Origin of the sequence: Proteiniclasticum aestuarii (assembly GCF_017368455.1) — a bacterium.
GTDB lineage: Bacteria > Bacillota > Clostridia > Clostridiales > Clostridiaceae > Proteiniclasticum > Proteiniclasticum aestuarii.
The window spans coordinates 322288-340941 of record NZ_JAFNJU010000002.1; the positions used below are offsets into that span (position 1 = coordinate 322288).

General features: G+C 47.2%; 17 protein-coding genes. 9 read left to right on the forward strand and 8 right to left on the reverse strand.

Going from position 1 to position 18654, the window contains the following annotated elements; genetic code table 11:
- Nucleotides 1–167: 167 nt before the first annotated feature.
- Nucleotides 168–1265 carry an ArsR/SmtB family transcription factor gene (locus J3A84_RS04250; RefSeq protein ID WP_207598769.1) on the reverse strand — a complete coding sequence of 366 codons (1098 nt, stop codon included), beginning with the start codon at nt 1263–1265 and terminating at the stop codon, nt 168–170.
- 17 nt (nt 1266–1282) lie between these two features.
- On the reverse strand, nt 1283–2551 hold the full coding sequence (locus J3A84_RS04255; RefSeq protein WP_207598770.1) for an MFS transporter: 1269 nt from the start codon (nt 2549–2551) through the stop codon (nt 1283–1285).
- A 252-nt stretch (nt 2552–2803) separates the two neighbouring features.
- On the opposite strand from J3A84_RS04255, the gene J3A84_RS04260 reads away from it, so the two are divergent.
- The 4 genes from J3A84_RS04260 (at nt 2804) to J3A84_RS04275 (ending at nt 6778) form a co-directional block, all read left to right on the forward strand.
- On the forward strand, nt 2804–4735 hold the full coding sequence (locus J3A84_RS04260) for an ABC-F family ATP-binding cassette domain-containing protein (protein WP_207598771.1): 1932 nt from the start codon (nt 2804–2806) through the stop codon (nt 4733–4735).
- 182 nt (nt 4736–4917) lie between these two features.
- A complete protein-coding gene (locus tag J3A84_RS04265; RefSeq protein WP_207598772.1) occupies nt 4918–5289 on the forward strand; it encodes a GntR family transcriptional regulator in 372 nt (123 codons plus the stop codon).
- Nucleotides 5286–5987, forward strand: coding sequence for an ABC transporter ATP-binding protein (locus J3A84_RS04270; protein WP_207598773.1), 702 nt, complete (start codon nt 5286–5288; stop codon nt 5985–5987). Before J3A84_RS04265 ends, J3A84_RS04270 begins: the two co-directional genes overlap by 4 nt.
- Nucleotides 5981–6778: a hypothetical protein gene (locus J3A84_RS04275; RefSeq protein WP_207598774.1), complete on the forward strand. Its 798-nt coding sequence runs from the start codon at nt 5981–5983 to the stop codon at nt 6776–6778. Before J3A84_RS04270 ends, J3A84_RS04275 begins: the two co-directional genes overlap by 7 nt.
- A gap of 116 nt (nt 6779–6894) precedes the next feature.
- Here J3A84_RS04275 and J3A84_RS04280 read toward each other — a convergent pair whose 3' ends face one another.
- Nucleotides 6895–7356 carry a hypothetical protein gene (locus J3A84_RS04280; protein WP_207598775.1) on the reverse strand — a complete coding sequence of 154 codons (462 nt, stop codon included), beginning with the start codon at nt 7354–7356 and terminating at the stop codon, nt 6895–6897.
- 211 nt (nt 7357–7567) lie between these two features.
- On the opposite strand from J3A84_RS04280, the gene J3A84_RS04285 reads away from it, so the two are divergent.
- The 3 genes from J3A84_RS04285 to J3A84_RS04295 all read left to right on the forward strand — a co-directional run bounded on the left by J3A84_RS04285 (nt 7568) and on the right by J3A84_RS04295 (nt 10268).
- Nucleotides 7568–8791, forward strand: coding sequence for an FprA family A-type flavoprotein (locus tag J3A84_RS04285; RefSeq protein ID WP_207598776.1), 1224 nt, complete (start codon nt 7568–7570; stop codon nt 8789–8791).
- An 11-nt stretch (nt 8792–8802) separates the two neighbouring features.
- Complete coding sequence (gene ric, locus J3A84_RS04290; protein ID WP_207598777.1) at nt 8803–9471, forward strand: iron-sulfur cluster repair di-iron protein; 669 nt, start codon at nt 8803–8805, stop codon at nt 9469–9471.
- Nucleotides 9472–9617: 146 nt separating this feature from the next.
- On the forward strand, nt 9618–10268 hold the full coding sequence (locus J3A84_RS04295) for a class I SAM-dependent methyltransferase (RefSeq protein WP_207598778.1): 651 nt from the start codon (nt 9618–9620) through the stop codon (nt 10266–10268).
- 63 nt (nt 10269–10331) lie between these two features.
- Here the strand turns inward: J3A84_RS04295 and J3A84_RS04300 are convergent, their stop codons facing one another.
- The 3 genes from J3A84_RS04300 to J3A84_RS04310 all read right to left on the reverse strand — a co-directional run bounded on the left by J3A84_RS04300 (nt 10332) and on the right by J3A84_RS04310 (nt 13368).
- Nucleotides 10332–11519, reverse strand: coding sequence for a DUF2812 domain-containing protein (locus J3A84_RS04300; RefSeq protein ID WP_207598779.1), 1188 nt, complete (start codon nt 11517–11519; stop codon nt 10332–10334).
- Nucleotides 11516–11821, reverse strand: coding sequence for a PadR family transcriptional regulator (locus J3A84_RS04305; protein ID WP_207598780.1), 306 nt, complete (start codon nt 11819–11821; stop codon nt 11516–11518). Before J3A84_RS04305 ends, J3A84_RS04300 begins: the two co-directional genes overlap by 4 nt.
- A 191-nt stretch (nt 11822–12012) precedes the next feature.
- Nucleotides 12013–13368 (reverse strand): S1C family serine protease, encoded by a 1356-nt coding sequence (locus tag J3A84_RS04310; RefSeq protein WP_207598781.1) that lies wholly within the window; start codon nt 13366–13368, stop codon nt 12013–12015.
- Nucleotides 13369–13703: 335 nt separating this feature from the next.
- Between J3A84_RS04310 and J3A84_RS04315 the strand changes: the two genes are divergently transcribed.
- Nucleotides 13704–15476, forward strand: a complete 1773-nt coding sequence (locus J3A84_RS04315; RefSeq protein ID WP_207598782.1) for a flavocytochrome c — start codon at nt 13704–13706, stop codon at nt 15474–15476.
- Nucleotides 15477–15555: 79 nt separating this feature from the next.
- Here the strand turns inward: J3A84_RS04315 and J3A84_RS04320 are convergent, their stop codons facing one another.
- Together J3A84_RS04320 and tsaD are read right to left on the reverse strand one after the other, a co-directional pair.
- Nucleotides 15556–16557, reverse strand: coding sequence for an alpha/beta fold hydrolase (locus tag J3A84_RS04320; protein ID WP_207598783.1), 1002 nt, complete (start codon nt 16555–16557; stop codon nt 15556–15558).
- A 3-nt stretch (nt 16558–16560) separates the two neighbouring features.
- Nucleotides 16561–17580, reverse strand: coding sequence for a tRNA (adenosine(37)-N6)-threonylcarbamoyltransferase complex transferase subunit TsaD (gene tsaD, locus J3A84_RS04325; RefSeq protein WP_207598784.1), 1020 nt, complete (start codon nt 17578–17580; stop codon nt 16561–16563).
- A gap of 314 nt (nt 17581–17894) precedes the next feature.
- Between tsaD and J3A84_RS04330 the strand changes: the two genes are divergently transcribed.
- On the forward strand, nt 17895–18542 hold the full coding sequence (locus J3A84_RS04330; protein WP_207598785.1) for a RusA family crossover junction endodeoxyribonuclease: 648 nt from the start codon (nt 17895–17897) through the stop codon (nt 18540–18542).
- Nucleotides 18543–18654: the final 112 nt, after the last annotated feature.

Here is an 18654-nt window from a genome sequence, read left to right on the forward strand (position 1 = left end):
TCTTTATAAGTAGCTTAATTTTGTCTTTTCTTCTTCTGAATAGGAAGCCTCGGATCGGTTCATCTCACTTCCCGCTGGGAATTTCTTCGAAACGGAAAGCACCCTGATAAAAGAATCCTCATCAGGATGCCTTGGCGGTTCGTTCATGACCTCTGCAGCCAATGGCCTTATTCTCTGCCCAGGTCCTCTTTCAGATCACCGATGCATTTTTCTATGAACGCATGATTCACCTTATAGGTGTACTTTCCTTCCTGCTGCGACAGGTAGATCAGCTTCGCTGTGACCAGGTTGTTCAGATGGTAGGAAATGGTGGCAGAGGAAACATTCAGATTCTTCGCGATGATTTTAGTGGAAGTGATGCCTCTGGCGATGTTCATAAGCACATCATATCTGGTTCTGTCCCCGAGATTCTTGAAAAGGGTCACTCTCTCCTGAATCTGATTCGCTTCCTTTTCCCGGATGGCCATGAAGATCCTCTCGATGTCCGCGCCCCATGCGAGGAAAGGATTCCTGCTGGCCGTGTTCAGCATGATGCTGAAGGAATTGACCATGGTGATGAGCACATCCATGGGGTCCCTTGTCAGCACCTTCTCTGTGATGATGCCGTTACTGATCTCACTAAGCGTGTCTCCTTCCGGTTTCATCAGACGATCCACAAAGTCTCGTCCATAGGCTGTGATTTTTTCCTGGTACTTCCCATAGAACTGCTCGAAGATAGGCAGGATTTCCTCCATAAGGGATACATAGGATGAAAGGGTACTGCTCGGGTTCTGCGTGAAGGAATAGAGCTGCCATTTGGCATCGCTTCCGATGGAAAGCCCGCTCAGCCAGGGCATGATCCCTTCCTTGTTTTCTGCCAGCTCATGGGCTTTTTCCATGGAAGCTTCCCGGTCCTGCAGACTGGAGTCCTGGTCAAAATAATCCAGGGCATAGAGCGTATCATAGAGGAGCTCTTTTTCGCTCTTGTCAAGGAGGCTTCTCAGATATTCCATAGGGCTTTCCTTGCCCATGAAGGGACTGCGCACCATGAGCAGCTCAATGAAATCATGATCCTCCATGCCTTCAAAATAGAAGGTCTTCACCCGATCCGCATAGGGCAGAATCAGATCATGCATCTCTTTCATGACAAGCTGACTGGATTCAGGCATGAATTCGATGAAATTGTCGTCCGCCTCCAGAATGTCCTTTTCCTTATAGTAGAGCATGCCTGGAAACAAAAGTGCATCAAATATATAACTTTCCTTCTCATGAAAAATGTAGTTCAAGACGATGACCTCCTCTCTTATGCTGCTTCATCACTCTTTGCGACTTTCCCGATGAAGGCTTTCCTATAGTATACCACTGCCACCAGCATAACCGCACCAAGAATCATAAGTGGAATCATAGGGTCCATGGCATCGATTCCTGCACCCAGCGCCACCTGGCCCAACGGGGAAGCGATGGTCATGGCCAGTCCCATGACCGATGAGGTTCTGCCCATGATCTCCTTGGGGACCAGCGTATCAAACAGTGTGCCCAGGGAGATGTTCGCCAGTGTCACGAAGATGCCGATGATGAAGGATAGGAGCAGAATCAGCGCAAATGGAATCAGAGCATCCTGGAACTGACTGCGGAAACCTTCCCCAGACAGGACGCCGATGGCCATGATGAGAAAGGAGACGAAGAGAAAACTGTAGATGAGGAGTTTCCCGATGTCCACTTTTCGTGCAAATCCCGACAGAGCTATGGGCGTCACCAGCATGGAGAAGGATAGCACCGTGGAGAAGATGCCTACCATGAGATCGCTGCCACCTAACGTCTCCTTGATGATGAACATGAGGCCCACACTGAACAGAGAGGCCAGGCAGAAATTCAGCACCATGCCAAGACCAATGATGTTCTTGATGATTCTCGAGTCTCGGATGAGGCGGATGCCTTCCAGAAAATCTGTCCTGAACTGCGCAAGGCTGATTTTCTCCGGCTTCTTGTGGAACTTCGGTATGTCGATGAACATTTCACTGATGGAGGAAAGAATAAAGCTCACGGAGTTGATCACAAGAATGCCGAAGATCCCGAAAAGTCCATACAGACCCGCTGCCAGCAGCGGAGCGATCATGGTGAAGAGACTGGTGATCATGGACTTGAGGCTGTTTGCATCGAAAAGGTCCTTCTTCTCCACGATGCTGGGCACCACCGCTGCCATGGCGGAGCCGAAGAAGATTTCCGTCATCTCCAGCAGAATCACAAGAAGATAGATGCTTGTGATGCTGAGGCTTCCGTTCATCGCATAATACACCGCATAGGAGCCGATGAGAAGACCATTGACCAGGTCCATGGTGACGATGCTTCTCTTCCTGTCGAACCAGTCTCCGAACACCCCTGCGATGGGAGACAGTATAAGCCTGGGCAGAATGGAGATGGCCAGCATGGAGCCGAAGATGGTGGCGGAGCCGGTCACAGACAGAACATATAAGGATAAGGCGAACTGCTGCATATCGCTTCCAAGAAGGGATACGGCTTTCCCTGCCATGAGCAGTGCGAAATTTCTGTTTTTCAGAAGACCAAGTTTCATGATGTTCTCTTCCTTTCTTGTTTTATTGATTTCATTATAATCTTCTAAATTATTGAAGTCAATAAAATAATTAGATAATTATCTAATTGTTTTATGAATACATATCAGCTCATCTGCAATGTCCTTCATCTTTGCACGGTTTCTCTGCTTTCTACGGTGAACAAGGCCCATAGACCTCTTGTCTCAAACATTCCTTTACATCAATTCTTCCTATCCCGTATAATAGGATTGTTGACAAGAGGTGAATGAAGAATGATTGCATTATCAACCAACAACGTGAAATTAAGCTATGGCATTGATGTGATTCTAAAATCCATCAGTCTGAGTATAAACGAGGGAGACAAGGTGGCACTCATCGGCGCCAACGGAGCCGGCAAGTCCAGCCTGTTCAAGATCCTCACAAAAGAGATCCGGGAATATGAGGGAGAAGTCTTCATCGACAAATCCAAGACCCTGGGCTATCTTTCTCAGAACATCAATCTGGAATTAGACAAGACCATCCACGAAGAAGCCCTTTCCGTTTTCTCTCCTCTGATGGATATGGAAGAGAAGATGCTGCTTCTGGAAGAGGAAATGAAGAAGCCTTATGATGAAAACCATCATGCAGAGCATGAAGCCGCCATCACTGACTATGTGAGACTCCAGGAGAGATATGATCTTCATGGCGGTCATACCTATCGCGGTGAAGTCCATAAGGTGCTGAGAGGTCTCGGCTTTGAGGAAGAAGAATTCCAAAAGAAAGTGGAGATTCTTTCCGGCGGCCAGAAAACGAGAGTGGCCCTGGCCAAGCTTCTTTTGTCGAGCCCGGATATCATCCTTCTGGATGAACCCACAAACCATCTGGACCTTGCGGCCATCGAATGGCTGGAGGAATATCTGAAAGCCTATAAGGGAACCCTGCTCATCATTTCCCATGACCGTTACTTCCTGGATTCCATCACCGACCATACTTTTGAAATGATCAACGGTGAAATCTACACCTACAATGCCCCCTACTCCAGATTTCTGGAGCTGAAGGAGAAGGATTATGAAATCAAGCTGAAGGCCTACAGGCATCAGCAGGAGGAAATCAAACGTCAGGAGAAGATCATCGAGAAGTATCGTTCCTTCAACAGAGAGAAAAGCATCAAAGCGGCGGAATCCCGCCAGAAGATGCTGGATAAGATCGAAAGACTGGATGCGCCGCCAAAAGCGCACAGTCCCTATAAGATCGCCTTCGACAACGAAGTGGAAAGCGGGACCGATGTCCTCATTGTGGAAAACCTGGAGAAATCCTTTGATGAGACGAAACTCTTCTCGGGTCTCTCCTTCCATATCCGTAAAGGAGAGCGGATCGCCCTCATCGGAGAAAACGGTCGCGGAAAGACCACCCTCTTCAAGATGATTCTAAACCGCATCAGACCGGACAAAGGAGACATCACCCTGGGCAGGAACGTGACCCTGGGCTATTATGACCAGGAGCAGAGCGACCTCCATATGGAGAAGAACGTCTTTTCCGAGATTCACGATGACTTCCCCTATCTCACGGAAACGGAAACCAGAACCTATCTGGGGAGCTTTCTTTTCCGGGGAGACGATGTGTTCAAGTCCATCGAGAACCTCTCTGGAGGAGAACGCTGCCGGGTGAATCTACTGAAGCTCATGCTGAAGAAATCCAATTTCCTTATTCTCGACGAACCCACAAACCATCTGGATATTCCGTCCAGAGAGGCTCTGGAGGATGCGCTCCTGGACTATGACGGTACCATCTTCGTCATCTCCCATGACCGTTACTTCCTCAATAAAGTGGTGAAGAACATCTTTGAGCTGAAGGAAGACGGCATCGAAAAGTATCTGGGGAACTACACCTACTACATCGAAAAGAAAAACAATCCCAACCGCTTCCAGGGCCTGGAAGAAGCGCCTGAAAGAAACAAGACCCGGGCGCAGGAGGAGAAGAAAAAGAAAAAAGGCAGAGAAAAAGACGAGCGTGCCAGAAAGAAATACTTCAAGGACCTGGAGGAACGCATCGGAAGACTGGAAGAGGAAAAAACGGATCTCACCACCTCCCTCACCACGGAAGAGGTCTTTTCCGACATCAGAAAGTCCATGGAGATTTCCGAGAGAATCGCAGCACACGAGAAGACGCTGGAAGCCCTCTATGAGGAATGGGAGATGCTGCTCCTTGAAAGTGAAGAGTCCTGACCGCAAAGAGTATCACAGAAACATATAACCTGTTCTATCCTATAGACGCCACCGCAAGGAGGCGTCTTTTCTTTTCAGTTTTCCTCACAGAAAAAATTTCGTTTTTCCTTGACATCTTCTTCTCAGGTATGTATTATTGTATTAATCACTTAGTACAATAATACAAAAAAGGAGGACTTTCTGTGCCATGGAATTTTGACAACAGCATCCCCATCTATCTTCAGATCATCCAGGAGATGAAAAGAAGAATCATCCGAAAAGAACTCATCCCAGGCGAAAGGCTGGCCTCGGTCAGAGACCTGGCCAAGGAAGCAGGCGTCAATCCCAACACCATGCAGAAGGCGCTGTCTGAGCTGGAGGCGGAAGGGCTTCTGGAAACGGAGCGCACCACCGGCAGGTTCATAACCAGCGACCAGAATCTCATCGCATCCCTTCGGGAAGCCTATCTCAAAGAAAGACTGCAGCCATTTCTTGCGGAGCTTCAGTCTTTAGGACTTTCCGAAGAGGAACTCACGACGCTCATCCGATCACAGTACAAGGAGGCAACAAAATGACCCAGTCCATCATAGAATTTCAGAATCTAAGTAAGACCTTCGGTAAAACGAAGGCCGTGGACAATCTGTCCCTGTCCATCGCACCCGGAAAGATCATCGGACTTCTCGGCCCCAACGGCAGTGGAAAGTCCACACTGTTCAAGCTGATCAACGGTCTTCTTGAACCCACCAAGGGACAGGTCCTCATCGAAGGGAAAGCGCCCTCCATCGAGTCCAAGAAGATCATATCCTATCTGCCGGAAAGAACCTATCTCAACGACTGGATGAAGATCCGAGACATCCTTAATTTCTTCCATGATTTCTACGAGGACTTCGATCTTGCCAAAGCAAAAGACATGCTGAAGGTCCTTGGTCTTGATGAGCATCATGCGCTGAAGACCTTATCCAAGGGAAACAAGGAGAAGGTGCAGCTGATTCTGGTCATGTCCAGAAAAGCCAAAGTCTATCTTCTGGATGAACCCATCGGCGGTGTGGACCCGGCAGCCAGAGACTTCATTCTGGAGACCATCTTAAGCAACTATCAGGAAGATGCCACCATGATCATCTCCACGCATCTGATCAGTGACATCGAAAAGGTCTTTGATGAAGTGATTCTGCTGCAAAGCGGCAGTGTATACGATTATGACAGCGTGGATTCCATCCGGGAGAAAACCGGAAAATCCGTAGATGAACTGTTCAGGGAGGTGTTCAAATGCTAAGCAAACTGATGAAATACGAGCTGCGCGCCACAGCACGCTATTTTCTTCCCATATACGGCGCAATCATAGTATTTTCCATGCTCATCGGTATCCGAGGAGTGAATGACACCTACAGGAATATCCTCAGTGTCATTCTCCCAATGGCCCTTGGACTCAGTTTCATGGGACTGGGCGTCATGACGCTGATCATGGTGGTCAAGAGATTCGACAGCAACCTGCTTGGAGACGAAGGATACCTTATGTTCACCCTTCCGGTGAAATCCCAAAGCATCATCCTCTCCAAGCTCCTCACTTCGATGATCTGGATTCTTTCAAGCGCTCTGGTCTTCTTCCTTTCCATGGGAATCATCACCTGGAAAGAGTTTAACCTCAGAGAAATCCTTGAAGAGCTTTCGAATCTTCAGCTGGATCCCTACTTCTTGGTGGTTTTCGTCCTTGTGATTCTCATGAGTATCATCCAGTTCCTGCTTCAGGTCTATGCCTCCCTAGGTATCGCTCAGGCCTACAGCATCAGCAAAAGCCGCATTCTGGGTGGAACACTCATCTTCATCCTGTTCTCCATCGTGATCAATATGGTGGAAACCCTGGCCGCCGCAGGATTCACTTTCCTCTTTGGAGACAGTCAGTGGTTTCATGACCTGGTCCAAAGGGCTGAGTCTAATGACTTTATCACAGTATTCTCCACCATCCAGCTGTTCTTCACCATTTTGCTGGGATATCTCATCCTGAAGAATATTCTTTTCTACTTCCTGACGAAGTATCATCTGCAGAAGAAACTGAACCTGGAATAAGACAAGAAAAAACCCTGCACTCCCCCGTGGAGCTGCAGGATTTTTTTCTTGTCATCCATATTTCGTTTTCCGATCTGCCTGTCTTTCCCAGTGAGCATTCTGCATCATCTGTCTTTTTATTTTGCATGCTTTCGCATCAGAGCATCATCCGCGAGAATGGTCTCCCATTCCGCTGCAGGATCTGATACGGATCTCACCAGCAGAATGCCCGTCAGGATGCCCAGAATACTGCGGATGCCTTCCAGGTTCAGAAGGGAGAAGAAGGAAGTGCTTTCCGCAACGGATAGACTCAGACGCACAGGCAGGAGAAGAAGAATCAGAAGCACAATGGCGAAAGCCAGAAGAATCGGCTGAAACGCCACTCCTTTTCTGAGAACAGCCATCACCTTCCTGAATTCAATGAGCATTCCGAATAGAATCAGCAGAAAGAGCTCTGCGGTCCTCAGCAGATAGAATCTCTGAACTTCACTGTAGAGAATGCTCTCCTTCATCGGTGCGCTTAGAAGCGACAGCAGATAGAGAATAACTAGTCCTGTCAGAAGTACCGGCAGTATCATCCGAATCGCATTTTTCCTCATAACGTCTCCTTTTCAGCAGAAGTGATATACATCAATATATTCTAAAACAGTATATTTATAATTATTTTACTATATGCTTCGTCCATCTGCAAATGGAGAATTCCGGAAAAGATCGGACAAATTTGACCTGGGTCAAATCTTTCTCTCCTCCAGAGGAGTATTCTTAGGTCATAGCATACAACACTTTTGATCACACAGGAGGAAAACATAAATGAGAGAAATTGCAGATAAAGTATACTGGGCCGGTAAAGTGGATGACAGAAAGGTTCCCTTCCACAGACTGATTCTGGAAAAAGGAACCAGCTACAACGCCTACCTCATCAAAGATGAGAAGACAGCCCTCATCGACACCGTGGACATGCTCTACGGAAAAGAGTTTGTGGACAGCTTAGGCAGCGAGATGGATCTTCTGGCTCTGGACTACATCATCGTGAACCATACAGAACCAGACCACTCCGGTGCACTGGGTGCACTGGCAAGAAAGGCGAAGAACGCTAGGATCGTCTGCACCGCCTACGCTGTCTATGAGCTCATGGAGATGTACAAGATCGACAAGGAACGATTCCTGGTGGTACGAACAGGAGATGAAATCAGCCTCGGTGAAAAGACCCTGGTCTTCCATGAAACACCCTTCCTGCATACGGAGGAAACCATGGTGACCTATCTCAAGGAAGAGAAGATCCTCTTCCCCTGCGACATCTTCTCCACCCACGTGGCGGATAATGATGCCCTCAGCGTATCCGAGCTGGAAGACGCCGATTCCATCCTGGAGGATTTCAAAGTCTACTACAAGCTCATCATGGATCCACACAGAAGATATGTGCTGCCCATGATCGATGTGGTGAAGAAGCTGGACATCGAAATGATCGCCCCTTCCCATGGCTACATCCTGGATCAGAATGTGGAGAAGTACATCGGCATCTATGAAGAGAACGCACTGGAGTCCAAGGAGAACGTGAAGGCACTGATTCTCTTCAACACCATGAGCGGAAACACCAAGAAGATGGCCAGAATGCTGGAAAACGAGCTTCTGGAACATGGCTTCGAGGTGGAAAGCACCAACACGGAGAAGGCGGAACTGGAAGAGGTTCTGACGAAGATCCAATATGCCGATGGCGTGCTCTTCGGTACATCCACCAAATATGCCGATATCCCAGGCAATTTGGAAGCGATCTTAAAGGAACTCAAGGAACTGGAAGTGGAAGGAAAACCCGCAGCTGCCTTCGGCTCCTACGGCTGGTCCGGAGAAGCGGTGGAAGTGGTTCAGGATTACCTCACCGGTGCAGGCATGAAGGCACTGAGATCCTCCGACGTCATCAAATCCACTGGAATGTCCAATGTCGAATTCCCGCTGAGAGTAAGGTTCAATCCTGAAAACAGCACAAAGGAAATCAAACTTGCAGCCTCTGTATTTGCAGACGCCATCAGATTTTAGGAGGAATACCCATGAACCTGCTTGAACATAGCATCAATACCCTGGTGAAGGAAGACATCCGCATGGCAAGCTTCTTTCAGAATGAAAAGATCGATTTCTGCTGCAACGGCCACAGAAATCTGGGAGAAGTACTCAAGGAAAAAGGAGTCGATGAGAAACGATTTATGAATGATTTGAAGGAATACAAGGAGTCTCTGGACGGAAACGGTGAGAAGGTGAACTTCTATAATCAGATGGACAATGAAGAGCTCATAGGATATATCCGCTCCACCCATCACACCTACACAAGAAGTGTGCTGAAGGAGCTGGACCAGTATGTGGCTGCCATCGTAAAGGCTCACTACAGACACGACAAACCGCTCCTTCTGGCCATCAATAGCCTTTATGGAAAGCTGCGCGTGGAGCTCCATGAGCACCTCATCAAAGAAGAAGTGGACCTCTTCCCGCTGATCATGGACGGACGTTTTGATGAAGCGAAGAAAGAGATTGAAGTCACGGAAGATGAGCATGATGCTGCGGGGAATCTGCTGGCTGAACTCAGGAAGGTCACCAATGACTATACCCTTCCATCCTGGGCATGCACCACATTCAGTGCCACCTATCATAATCTCCAGGAACTGGAGAGTGACCTCTTCAGGCACATCTTCCTGGAAAATTCCATACTGTTCGAAAGATTCTAGTCGTCTCTACTAAGGCAGCTGCAAATATAAAATAGAACACCCCTTTGAAAAGGCAAAGCACTCACCCCTGTGCTTTGCCTTTTCCATTTAGTAAGGAGATTATGGTATAATCAGAAGTCCAAACAGCAGCATTTCTGGAGGTCATTATGAAAAGAACATGCAGCATCTGCAATAATGAGACCTGGAGCTTCCATCATGATATTTTTCATGTGGACTACTTTGTATGTGATCATTGCGCGTTCATCTTCAAGGATCCCGAAGCACTCCTGTCGGAGGAAGATGAACTGAAAATCTATGAAAGTCATGAAAATTCCATTGAAGACCCCACCTATTTGGCCTATTTCAAAAGGTTTCTCGAGGAGGCTGTCTTCCCTTTCTCCCACTCAGGAAAAAAAGGGCTGGACTTCGGCAGTGGTCCTTCGCCAGTTCTGTCCATGATCCTTGAAAGAGACTACGGCTACGACATGGATATCTATGATCTCTTCTACGCACCTGAAAAAATCTATGAGGGAAAGTCCTATGATCTGATCACCTGTACGGAAGTCATCGAACATCTGGAAGATCCTCTGGTACAATTTCAGATTATGAAAGAAGCCTTGAACGAGAACGGCCTTCTGGCCATCATGACGCAGTTCCACCAGAATGATGTAAAGCACTTCCGGTCCTGGCACTACATGCGTGACCGCTCCCATATTGCCTTCTACAGAAGAAAGACCTTGGAGAAGATTGCTGAGATCATCGGACTTGAAATGATCTACTGCAATGACAGTAATTATGCGACATTCAGAAGGAAATAAATAACCCCATGATTAAACCGAGAAGAAGTTCAGATGCCACTGAATCTCTCCTCGGTTTTATCCTTATTTTTCCAGAGATACCCTTCTACTGTTTAAGATTTCTGACAGCGTTGAAAGAATCTCTTCCCGAGTAATATCCTCATCCAGATGATACAGCATACGAATCACAAAATCATCTTTTACAACCACCATCTCACGCTCATTGACAACGTAAACCTCATCCATTCCAGATACTGTGATCTTCTCCGGATCGTCCATATTCAGACTGAAATAACCGTTTTCGCTGAAGGCTTCCGCAAGATTTTTTCGAAGCTTCGCATTTCTCACCTCATATACATCCTGATAGAAGGAAGTGCTGCTGTAGGCAGCATTACTGTACTCCACGACCTTTACGACTTCCCCCCAGATGGTCTTTCTGCGCTTGTAGGAATCCACCATGTAGTATGGTTTTTCACTGCCATCCGCCTTCTCAATGCCGAAGTCCTCTAAAGTCATATAGGGTCCGTCCATGGCACTGGGGTCCTTCTCTTTCTGTATGCTTGCAACCTCGAGGAGTCCCATAAGAAGAACCGCTGATACAGAAAAGGCCATAATACGCTTAAACCAAAGCTTCAGTTTCTTTCCGAAAGGTCTGATTTCTCGAAGAGGAGTCCCCTTTCTGAGCTTTGAAATATAATACTGGCTGCTGTAGATTCCTAAAATGAGTTCACCTATTCCAATGAACAGTATAAGGTAAAGAACGAGAAAAAGGACTGGAGTATCTGTAAGCATAATATAAAAATTATTGCGTATCATCCGTATAAACTCTGACACGCTCTTTGCATGGGAACTCGCAAAATTCATGAAAAATATAAACAGCCAAAAAATCAGTGATGTGAAAATAGCCTTTATATCGCTTTTTCTCAGAATCTTTATAGTTTCAATCTGCTCTAGTGGTTCATAATAGAGCTCCGGTACATCCGCTTCCTTATCCGCAGAAAAAACATGGATGTACTTCTTCCCGCAGACATAGTTCCATCCAGCATCCTCATAGACCGCCACCTGAAACTCGGAGATTTTTCTATTCTCTTCTTTCTTGTAATCCACTACTTCTACACGATAAAGAAGCTCCTTTGGCTCATCCACAAAGAATCTGCTGAGATAATCACCTCTCTTTTCCAGAAACAGCCCATTCCGTGCTTTTTCCTCATAGAATTCTTCAATTTCAGATAGGGAAAATGAACTGGGATGAAAATAGTATTTCTTCTTCATGTGACATCCTCCAATATTTTTCCGTCGATCACCTGATTCTTCAGACGCTGATATTCTTCTTTCAGCGCTTCAATCCCCATTGCCGTGATATGATAGGTTTTTTTCCTGCCTTCTTCATCCACCAGTTCGATGAGCCCTTCTTTGTGCATTCGTGTAAGGACGCCGTAGAGCGTTCCCGGACCAATGAGCAGTCTCCCCCGGGAAAGCTCCTTGATACTTTGCATCATGCCATAGCCATGACTGGGATCAATAAGGGACAACAGTATATAAAAAGTAGCTTCGGTCATTGGTGTAGTACTCATAGAAAACCTCTTTTCACACATATCTATTATGCATGTCGATATATCGTCTAACATAATAGTAAAATGCAGAGTAGTTTCTGTCAATCATAAAAGGAAAAGAACTGCTTCTCTATAAGAAAAGAACCGGATTTTCTCCGGTTCTCTTCTTTGCCATAGGGTATCAATTATTTAAAGGGGAAACTGTTTTGCGGCTATGGTCTCTCCACCAGAGTCAGTTTCAGATCCAGATATTCTCCTTCACGGTAGACCTTCACGGTGACCACATCACCTTTGCTCTTGGTATTCTTGATAGCATTGATGTCCTGCACAGAGGTCACTTTCTGGCCGTCGAATTCTGTGATGACATCGCCCACCATCATGGAAGCGAGATAGGCTGGAGTGTTATCCTGCACTTCCACAACCAGAACACCCACTGGCAGATCGTTCTGCTCCGCTGTGGCTTCATTGATTTCTCTGCCTGCGATGCCCACAAGAAGCTGGGCTCTGGAGAGGGCATCCAGATCATTGGTCAGGGTGTTGATCGGAATGGCGAAGCCTATGCCTTCCACTTCCTGACTGTTGATTTTTGCTGAATTGATGCCGATGACTTCTCCTTTCGCATTGATCAGCGGTCCACCGGAGTTTCCTCCATTGATGGCAGCGTCAGTCTGGAAATAATTGTATTCCCTGTTTCCGATGGCGATTGTTCTTTGCGTCGCCGAAATGATGCCTGATGTGACGGACCCTGCAAATTCCTTGGACAGGGGATTTCCTATGGCGATGACGGATTCACCCACCACTACGCTGTCGGAATCGCCAAGGGTGACGATGCCTGGCACTTTCACATCCTCATCCATCTGAATCACGGCCAGATCGTTGCTGGCATCGTAATTGACGACCTTTGCGGATACCTCTTCACCGGTGTAGAGAATCACGACGATCTCTTCTGCTCCATCCACCACATGGTAGTTCGTGGCGATGAGGCCGTCTTCACTGAGAATGAATCCGGTTCCGATGCTTTCACTGTATCCTCCCTGAGGATTGAACCAGGTCGCTCCTCCCGGCACCTTCACGGATACGGTCACCACAGCCGGCTGGACCATGCTGACGATTTCCGGCACGCTGAGTCCATCCTCTCTCAGCTGGGGTGTTGAAATCTGAACCGGATTTTCACCATCTGCACTTTCCTGAATGATTTCACCCAGCTTCGAGTTTTCAAAGAAGCTGGTTCCCGGCAACACATTGTATGCACTGTAGATACCCAGTGAAGTGCCCAGCAGAGTGAAAATCAGTGCCACTGCAATCATGGACAGACCTGAAAATCTTTTCTTCCTCTTCCCTGAACCGGCTCCATTTTGTCCGCCTTCATAGTGAGAGGCTCCCCTATAGACATAGGCATCCTCATTTCTGGGATCGCGCATATCTTTGGTCGGTTCACTCACCTCTCTGGCATACTCCGGTACATTTCTGTAGTCCTGTGTATCTTCCTTCTCATAATTCATGTTCTCATTCTGGTCTTTATTTTCTTCTCTATCCGGATCTTGTCCGTATGGATCTTTATAACTCATGATGATTTCCTCCTTTGTCTTTCTTGATGGTATTATCATACAATTTCAATGTTACAGAAAAGTGTCATGAAGAATAATTTTATACAAATTATTTCTCCCATTCGACTTTCTTCTGCCTTAAACTATCCGGTGTCATTTTTTTCATTCTATCAAGGAAAGAATAAAAACAGCTGAAAAAAATCATAAAGTATTCTCCTGCTCTTCCTCAGATTGCCTTTCCGTAAAATGTAAAGGATGCCTTTTTTCATACAATGAAAATACACTTTTTGTTATTGAATTAACAATGTGAGGGTGATATACTTTCATGGTCAAAACAAAAGGGAGGAAACATACAAATGAAGAAAATGCAGAAATTATTCGCACTGGCCCTCATTTCCGTCATGGCGCTGGGCGCTTTCGGATGCGGAGCCAAAGAAGAAACCCCGGAGAACCCTTCAGCAGAAGGAATCTTCACACCAGGAACCTACACAGCGGAAGAGACCGGTCATAACGGTCCCGTAAAAGTAACGGTCACCGTAACAGAAAATGAGATTGAAAAGATAGAAGTGGACGCAGCGGAAGAAACCCCTGCCATTGCAGAGCCTGCCATCGATGGAATCATTGATGACATTCTGGCCAGTCAGGGACTGGGTGTGGATGCCGTCACCGGTGCCACCGTATCCTCCAACGCCGTCATTGCTGCAGTAACCGCAGCCCTGAAAGAAGCCGGCGCTGATATCGAAGCTTTGAAGCAGATCAAGGTGGAGAAAGAGAAAACAGAAGTATCCGATAAAGAAGCGGACATCGTCATCATCGGTGCCGGTGGAGCAGGTATGAGCGCAGCCGTGGAAGCTGCCAGCGCCGGCAAATCCGTCATCATCGTAGAGAAGATGCCCATCGTTGGTGGAAACACCAACAGAGCCACTGGTGGAATCAATGCCTCAGAAACCAGTATCCAGGAAACCGAAGGCATTGAAGATAGCACAGACACCTATTATGACGATACCTTCAAAGGCGGTAAAGAAGAGAACGATCCTGAACTGCTTCGCGTCATGGTGGAAAACTCCGCCAGTGCTGTAGACTGGCTCAATGAACTGGGTGCGGGACTGACAAGAGTGTCCCTGTCCGGTGGCGCTACGAACCCCAGAATCCATACTCCAGCAGACGGTTCCGCTGTAGGGCCTGTCGTAGTCGAAGTGCTTCAGAACAGACTGAAGGAACTGGGTGTGGAGATTCTCATGGAAACCACAGTAACAAAGATCCTGGAAGAAGAAGGTCAGGCTACAGGCGTTGAAGCTGCAACCATCGACGGAAGCACCTTTCTCATCAAGGCTGATGCTGTCATCATCGCTGCAGGTGGATTCGGAGCCAACAGCGATATGGTGGAAAGCTTCAGACCTGACCTGGTCGGTTTCTCCACCACCAACCATGCAGGCGCAACAGGAGACGGTATCGAGCTTGGTCAGGCTGTAAACGCCGCACTGGATGACATCGAACATATTCAGATTCATCCCACCACAGACCCTGAATCCGGCTATATGTTTACAGAAGGCCTTCGTGGAGATGGCGCAATTCTCCTCAATACAGAAGGAAAGAGATTCACCGATGAGCTCCTCACAAGAGATGTGGTTTCAGCGAATATTCTGAAGCAGACCGGTGGCATCGCCTATCTTGTCACCAATGAAGTGATGAAAGAAGAGAATGCCGCGCTGGCCGGATACATCAAGAAGGGCTATGCAGTGGAATGTGAGACCCTGAAGGATGTGGCGGAAGCCATCGGCGCTGAAGAAGCTGCGGTCACTGAAACCATGTCCAAGTATCTGGATGCCGTGACATCCGGAACCGATGAAGAATTCGGAAGAACTCATCTTACGCAGTCACTGGAAGAAGGACCTTACTACATCCTGAAAGTCACACCAGGCATCCACCACACCATGGGTGGACTGAAGATCGACACAGAAACCCATGTGATCAATGTGGATGGAGAAATCATCAAGGGTCTCTATGCCGCAGGTGAAGTCACAGGAGGCGTTCACGGTGCCAACCGTATCGGTGGAAACGCCATGACAGACATCATTGTCTTCGGAAGAATCGCAGGACAAACTGCGGTGAATGAACTCAATAGATAATAAACGTCCCATAAAGAAACAAGACACGCTGAAAAAATTTCAGCGTGTCTTGTTTCTTTATGCAGGAAGATTTCTCCTCCTAATTCTTTCTGTAGCTCAGTCTGGTGATCTTATCGATGAGTCCGTTGAGACTGGATACGATATCCTGTGGCCTCTCCAGCATCACATCGTAAACAGAATCCTGTACGATGAGCGTTTCCACGTCACTGCTGTAGTCCAGATAGACCTCCTGATTGAACCGATTCATATTACGATTGCTCGTGATGAGATGGAGCGGATTTTCTCCCAGAAGGTTCTTCTCCACCGGAAGCTCTTCTGCTGATTCCATGTAGCCAAGCTCCGCTTTCATGATGCTCATCATGCTCTTTGTGAGCCTGAGGTTCGCATGGAACTTCTTCTCCTCTTTACTGCCTGTACTGATTTCGTCAAAGAAATCCAGAACACCTGTATTCTGCATGAGTCTTGGCAGTCCCACTAAGCCCAGGATTTCCTTGGAGAAGAAAGAAGCGGTTCTGATGTCCTTGTACCTCGTGATTTCCTCACTGCCGGCCATCTCACCCACAGGATTGATGAAAAGGGCCCCCAGGACTTCATCCGGATAGAGATTGAGATATTCCTGCATGACCAGAGAACCATACTCCTCTCCTACCAGAATGAACTCCATTTTCCATCCGAATCTCCGAAACATGAAATGGAGATCTTCGGCAATCTCTCTTGGGGTCTTATATTCCCCTTCCGTTCCACCATAGCCAGGCCTGTCATAGAAAAAGAGTCTGGCATTGCCGTCGAATTTCTCCATGAGCTTGTTCTTATGGAGAAGGGATTCTCCGGAAGGACCATCCACGATGACGATGTAATCGCCACTGCCGTGAATCTCATAGTTGTAGTTCACCTGATTCACCATGATCTGGTTCCCGCTGACCTGATCCAGGTACAGCTTCGCCTGGTACTCCTCGTAGAGATAGCCTGTGAGAAGCAGCGCCGCTAGAAGGAGCACCACAGCTCTTATGATGTTCTTTTTGTTGATCATTTTTCTGAATTTATGCCGTTCAAGGCTGTTGGATTCTACTATAAAGCTCATGACTTATCTACCACCTAATGAAAGACCGGGTTTTGCATTGAGATCATTGCCTGACACATGACCCTTAATGAACTGGAAGTACGCAGCGCTTCCGATCATGGCCGCATTATCGGTGCAGAGAATGGCGTCTGGAAAGAGGATACGTACATTCTCCTCTTCTCCTTTCTGAAGAAGCGCCTTTCGCAGGCTGGAATTGGAGGCCACACCCCCTGCCACCGCAATCTTATCAAGATTTCTGCTTTTTATGGTCTTCATGGCGTTCTCCACCAGCACGGAAACCACTGCATGCTGAAAAGATGCAGATACATCGGGCACATTGATTTCATTGCCTCGCTGCTTTTCGGAGTTGAGATAGTTCAGCACAGCGGATTTCAGCCCCGAAAAAGAGAAGTCCAAGGTATCTTCATGAAAATTCGCTTTGGGGAATTTTATGGCAAGAGGATTTCCCTCCTTGGCGATCTGATCGATCTTGGGTCCTCCGGGATAGCCCAGCCCCATGGCTCTGGCCACCTTATCAAAGGCTTCTCCCGCCGCATCATCTCTGGTTTCCCCCATGACTTCGAAATCATCGTAGTCCTTCACATGGACCACGAAGGTATGTCCGCCGGAAACCACCAGTGAAACAAAGGGGGGCTCCAGCTCTTTGTACTGGATGTAGTTGGCCGCGATATGTCCTTCGATATGGTTCACACCGATGAGGGGAACCCCCAGGGAGAAGGCGAACCCTTTGGCAAACTGAAGTCCCACCAGCAGTGCACCCACAAGGCCTGGTCCATAGGTCACCGCCACGGCATCAATGTCTTCTCTTTCTATATTCGCTTCCTTCATGGTCAGTTCCACTACCCCTGTGATATTCTCCACATGTTTTCTGGATGCCACCTCCGGTACCACTCCTCCGAATTTCTGATGAATCTCGATCTGGGAAGATATGATATTGGAAAGCACCTCTCTGCCGTTTTTTACAATGCTGCAGGCCGTTTCATCGCAGCTTGATTCGATTGCCAGAATATATACATCTTTCATTACGTATCACCGGAATCCATAAAAACAAGATTCCTTGTCTCCTTTTCTTCATTGATCTGTCGGGGAAGAAAGAATTCTACCGGGTTTACTTCAAGCTCCTTTTACAGTAGCAAACGATGTCAAAAACCCCATGAATTTCAATTCATTTCCATAACTAATATATTATACCCTTAACTGAATTTATACGCAAAAAATCTTAAAATAACATAAACATTTCCATGAACGGATTTTCCGTTCCATGCTATAATGAAATCAGAATGAATGTTCACGAAAGACAGCAGGCTGGACGCAGAGAGAAAGGAGAACCTTTAACTATGGCAGATTATGCAAAAGTGGTGGTGCCTGGTACCCCCATCAGTAAATCGAACTTTAAAATGGTCAGCAAGGATGGGCGCTTTTTCATGCCCCATGATACAGGGAGCTACAGCGACAGGTATTCCATCTATGAAACCTCCATTGCCCTTCTGGCAAGATCGCAGAATCCGGGCATCGTCTTCACGGAATCCCTCATCGCTGTGCTGAAGGTTTTCTATAAAAGCGAAAAAAGACATCCCGACACCAACAACATCACCAAAAGCATCTTTGACGGAATCGAGAAATCCGGTCTCATCATCAATGATGCACAGGTCACACGGCTCGTCATCGAAGAGTATTATGACAAGGAAAACCCCAGATTCGAACTGGAGCTTTTCAAGGAAAGCATCTTCAATATGGAATTCACCGTGATCCGAAGAGAAGAGCCCATCCCTTCGAAGAGCTATGAGCCGCCCTCCAACACCAAAGGAAAGATGAAATCCAGGAAATCCGATTCTGTTTCCCAGGAAGCAGATGTTCCAGAGAAGAAAGCAAGAGCATCCAGAAAGTGTTCTGTCTGCGACAAGACCCTGACCAAAGGAAACTACATCAGCGGGAATGGCGGAAGCACTCTCATCTGCAGGAACTGCTTCGCAAAGCTTCTCTGATTCCCCTTCCTATAAGCCTCCTCTGGAGGTTTTTTTATTGTGCTCTGCACATCTGAAAGATCTGGGGATGTTCCGCCTTCATGGTAGACCTTAAAAACTTCTGAAACGCATC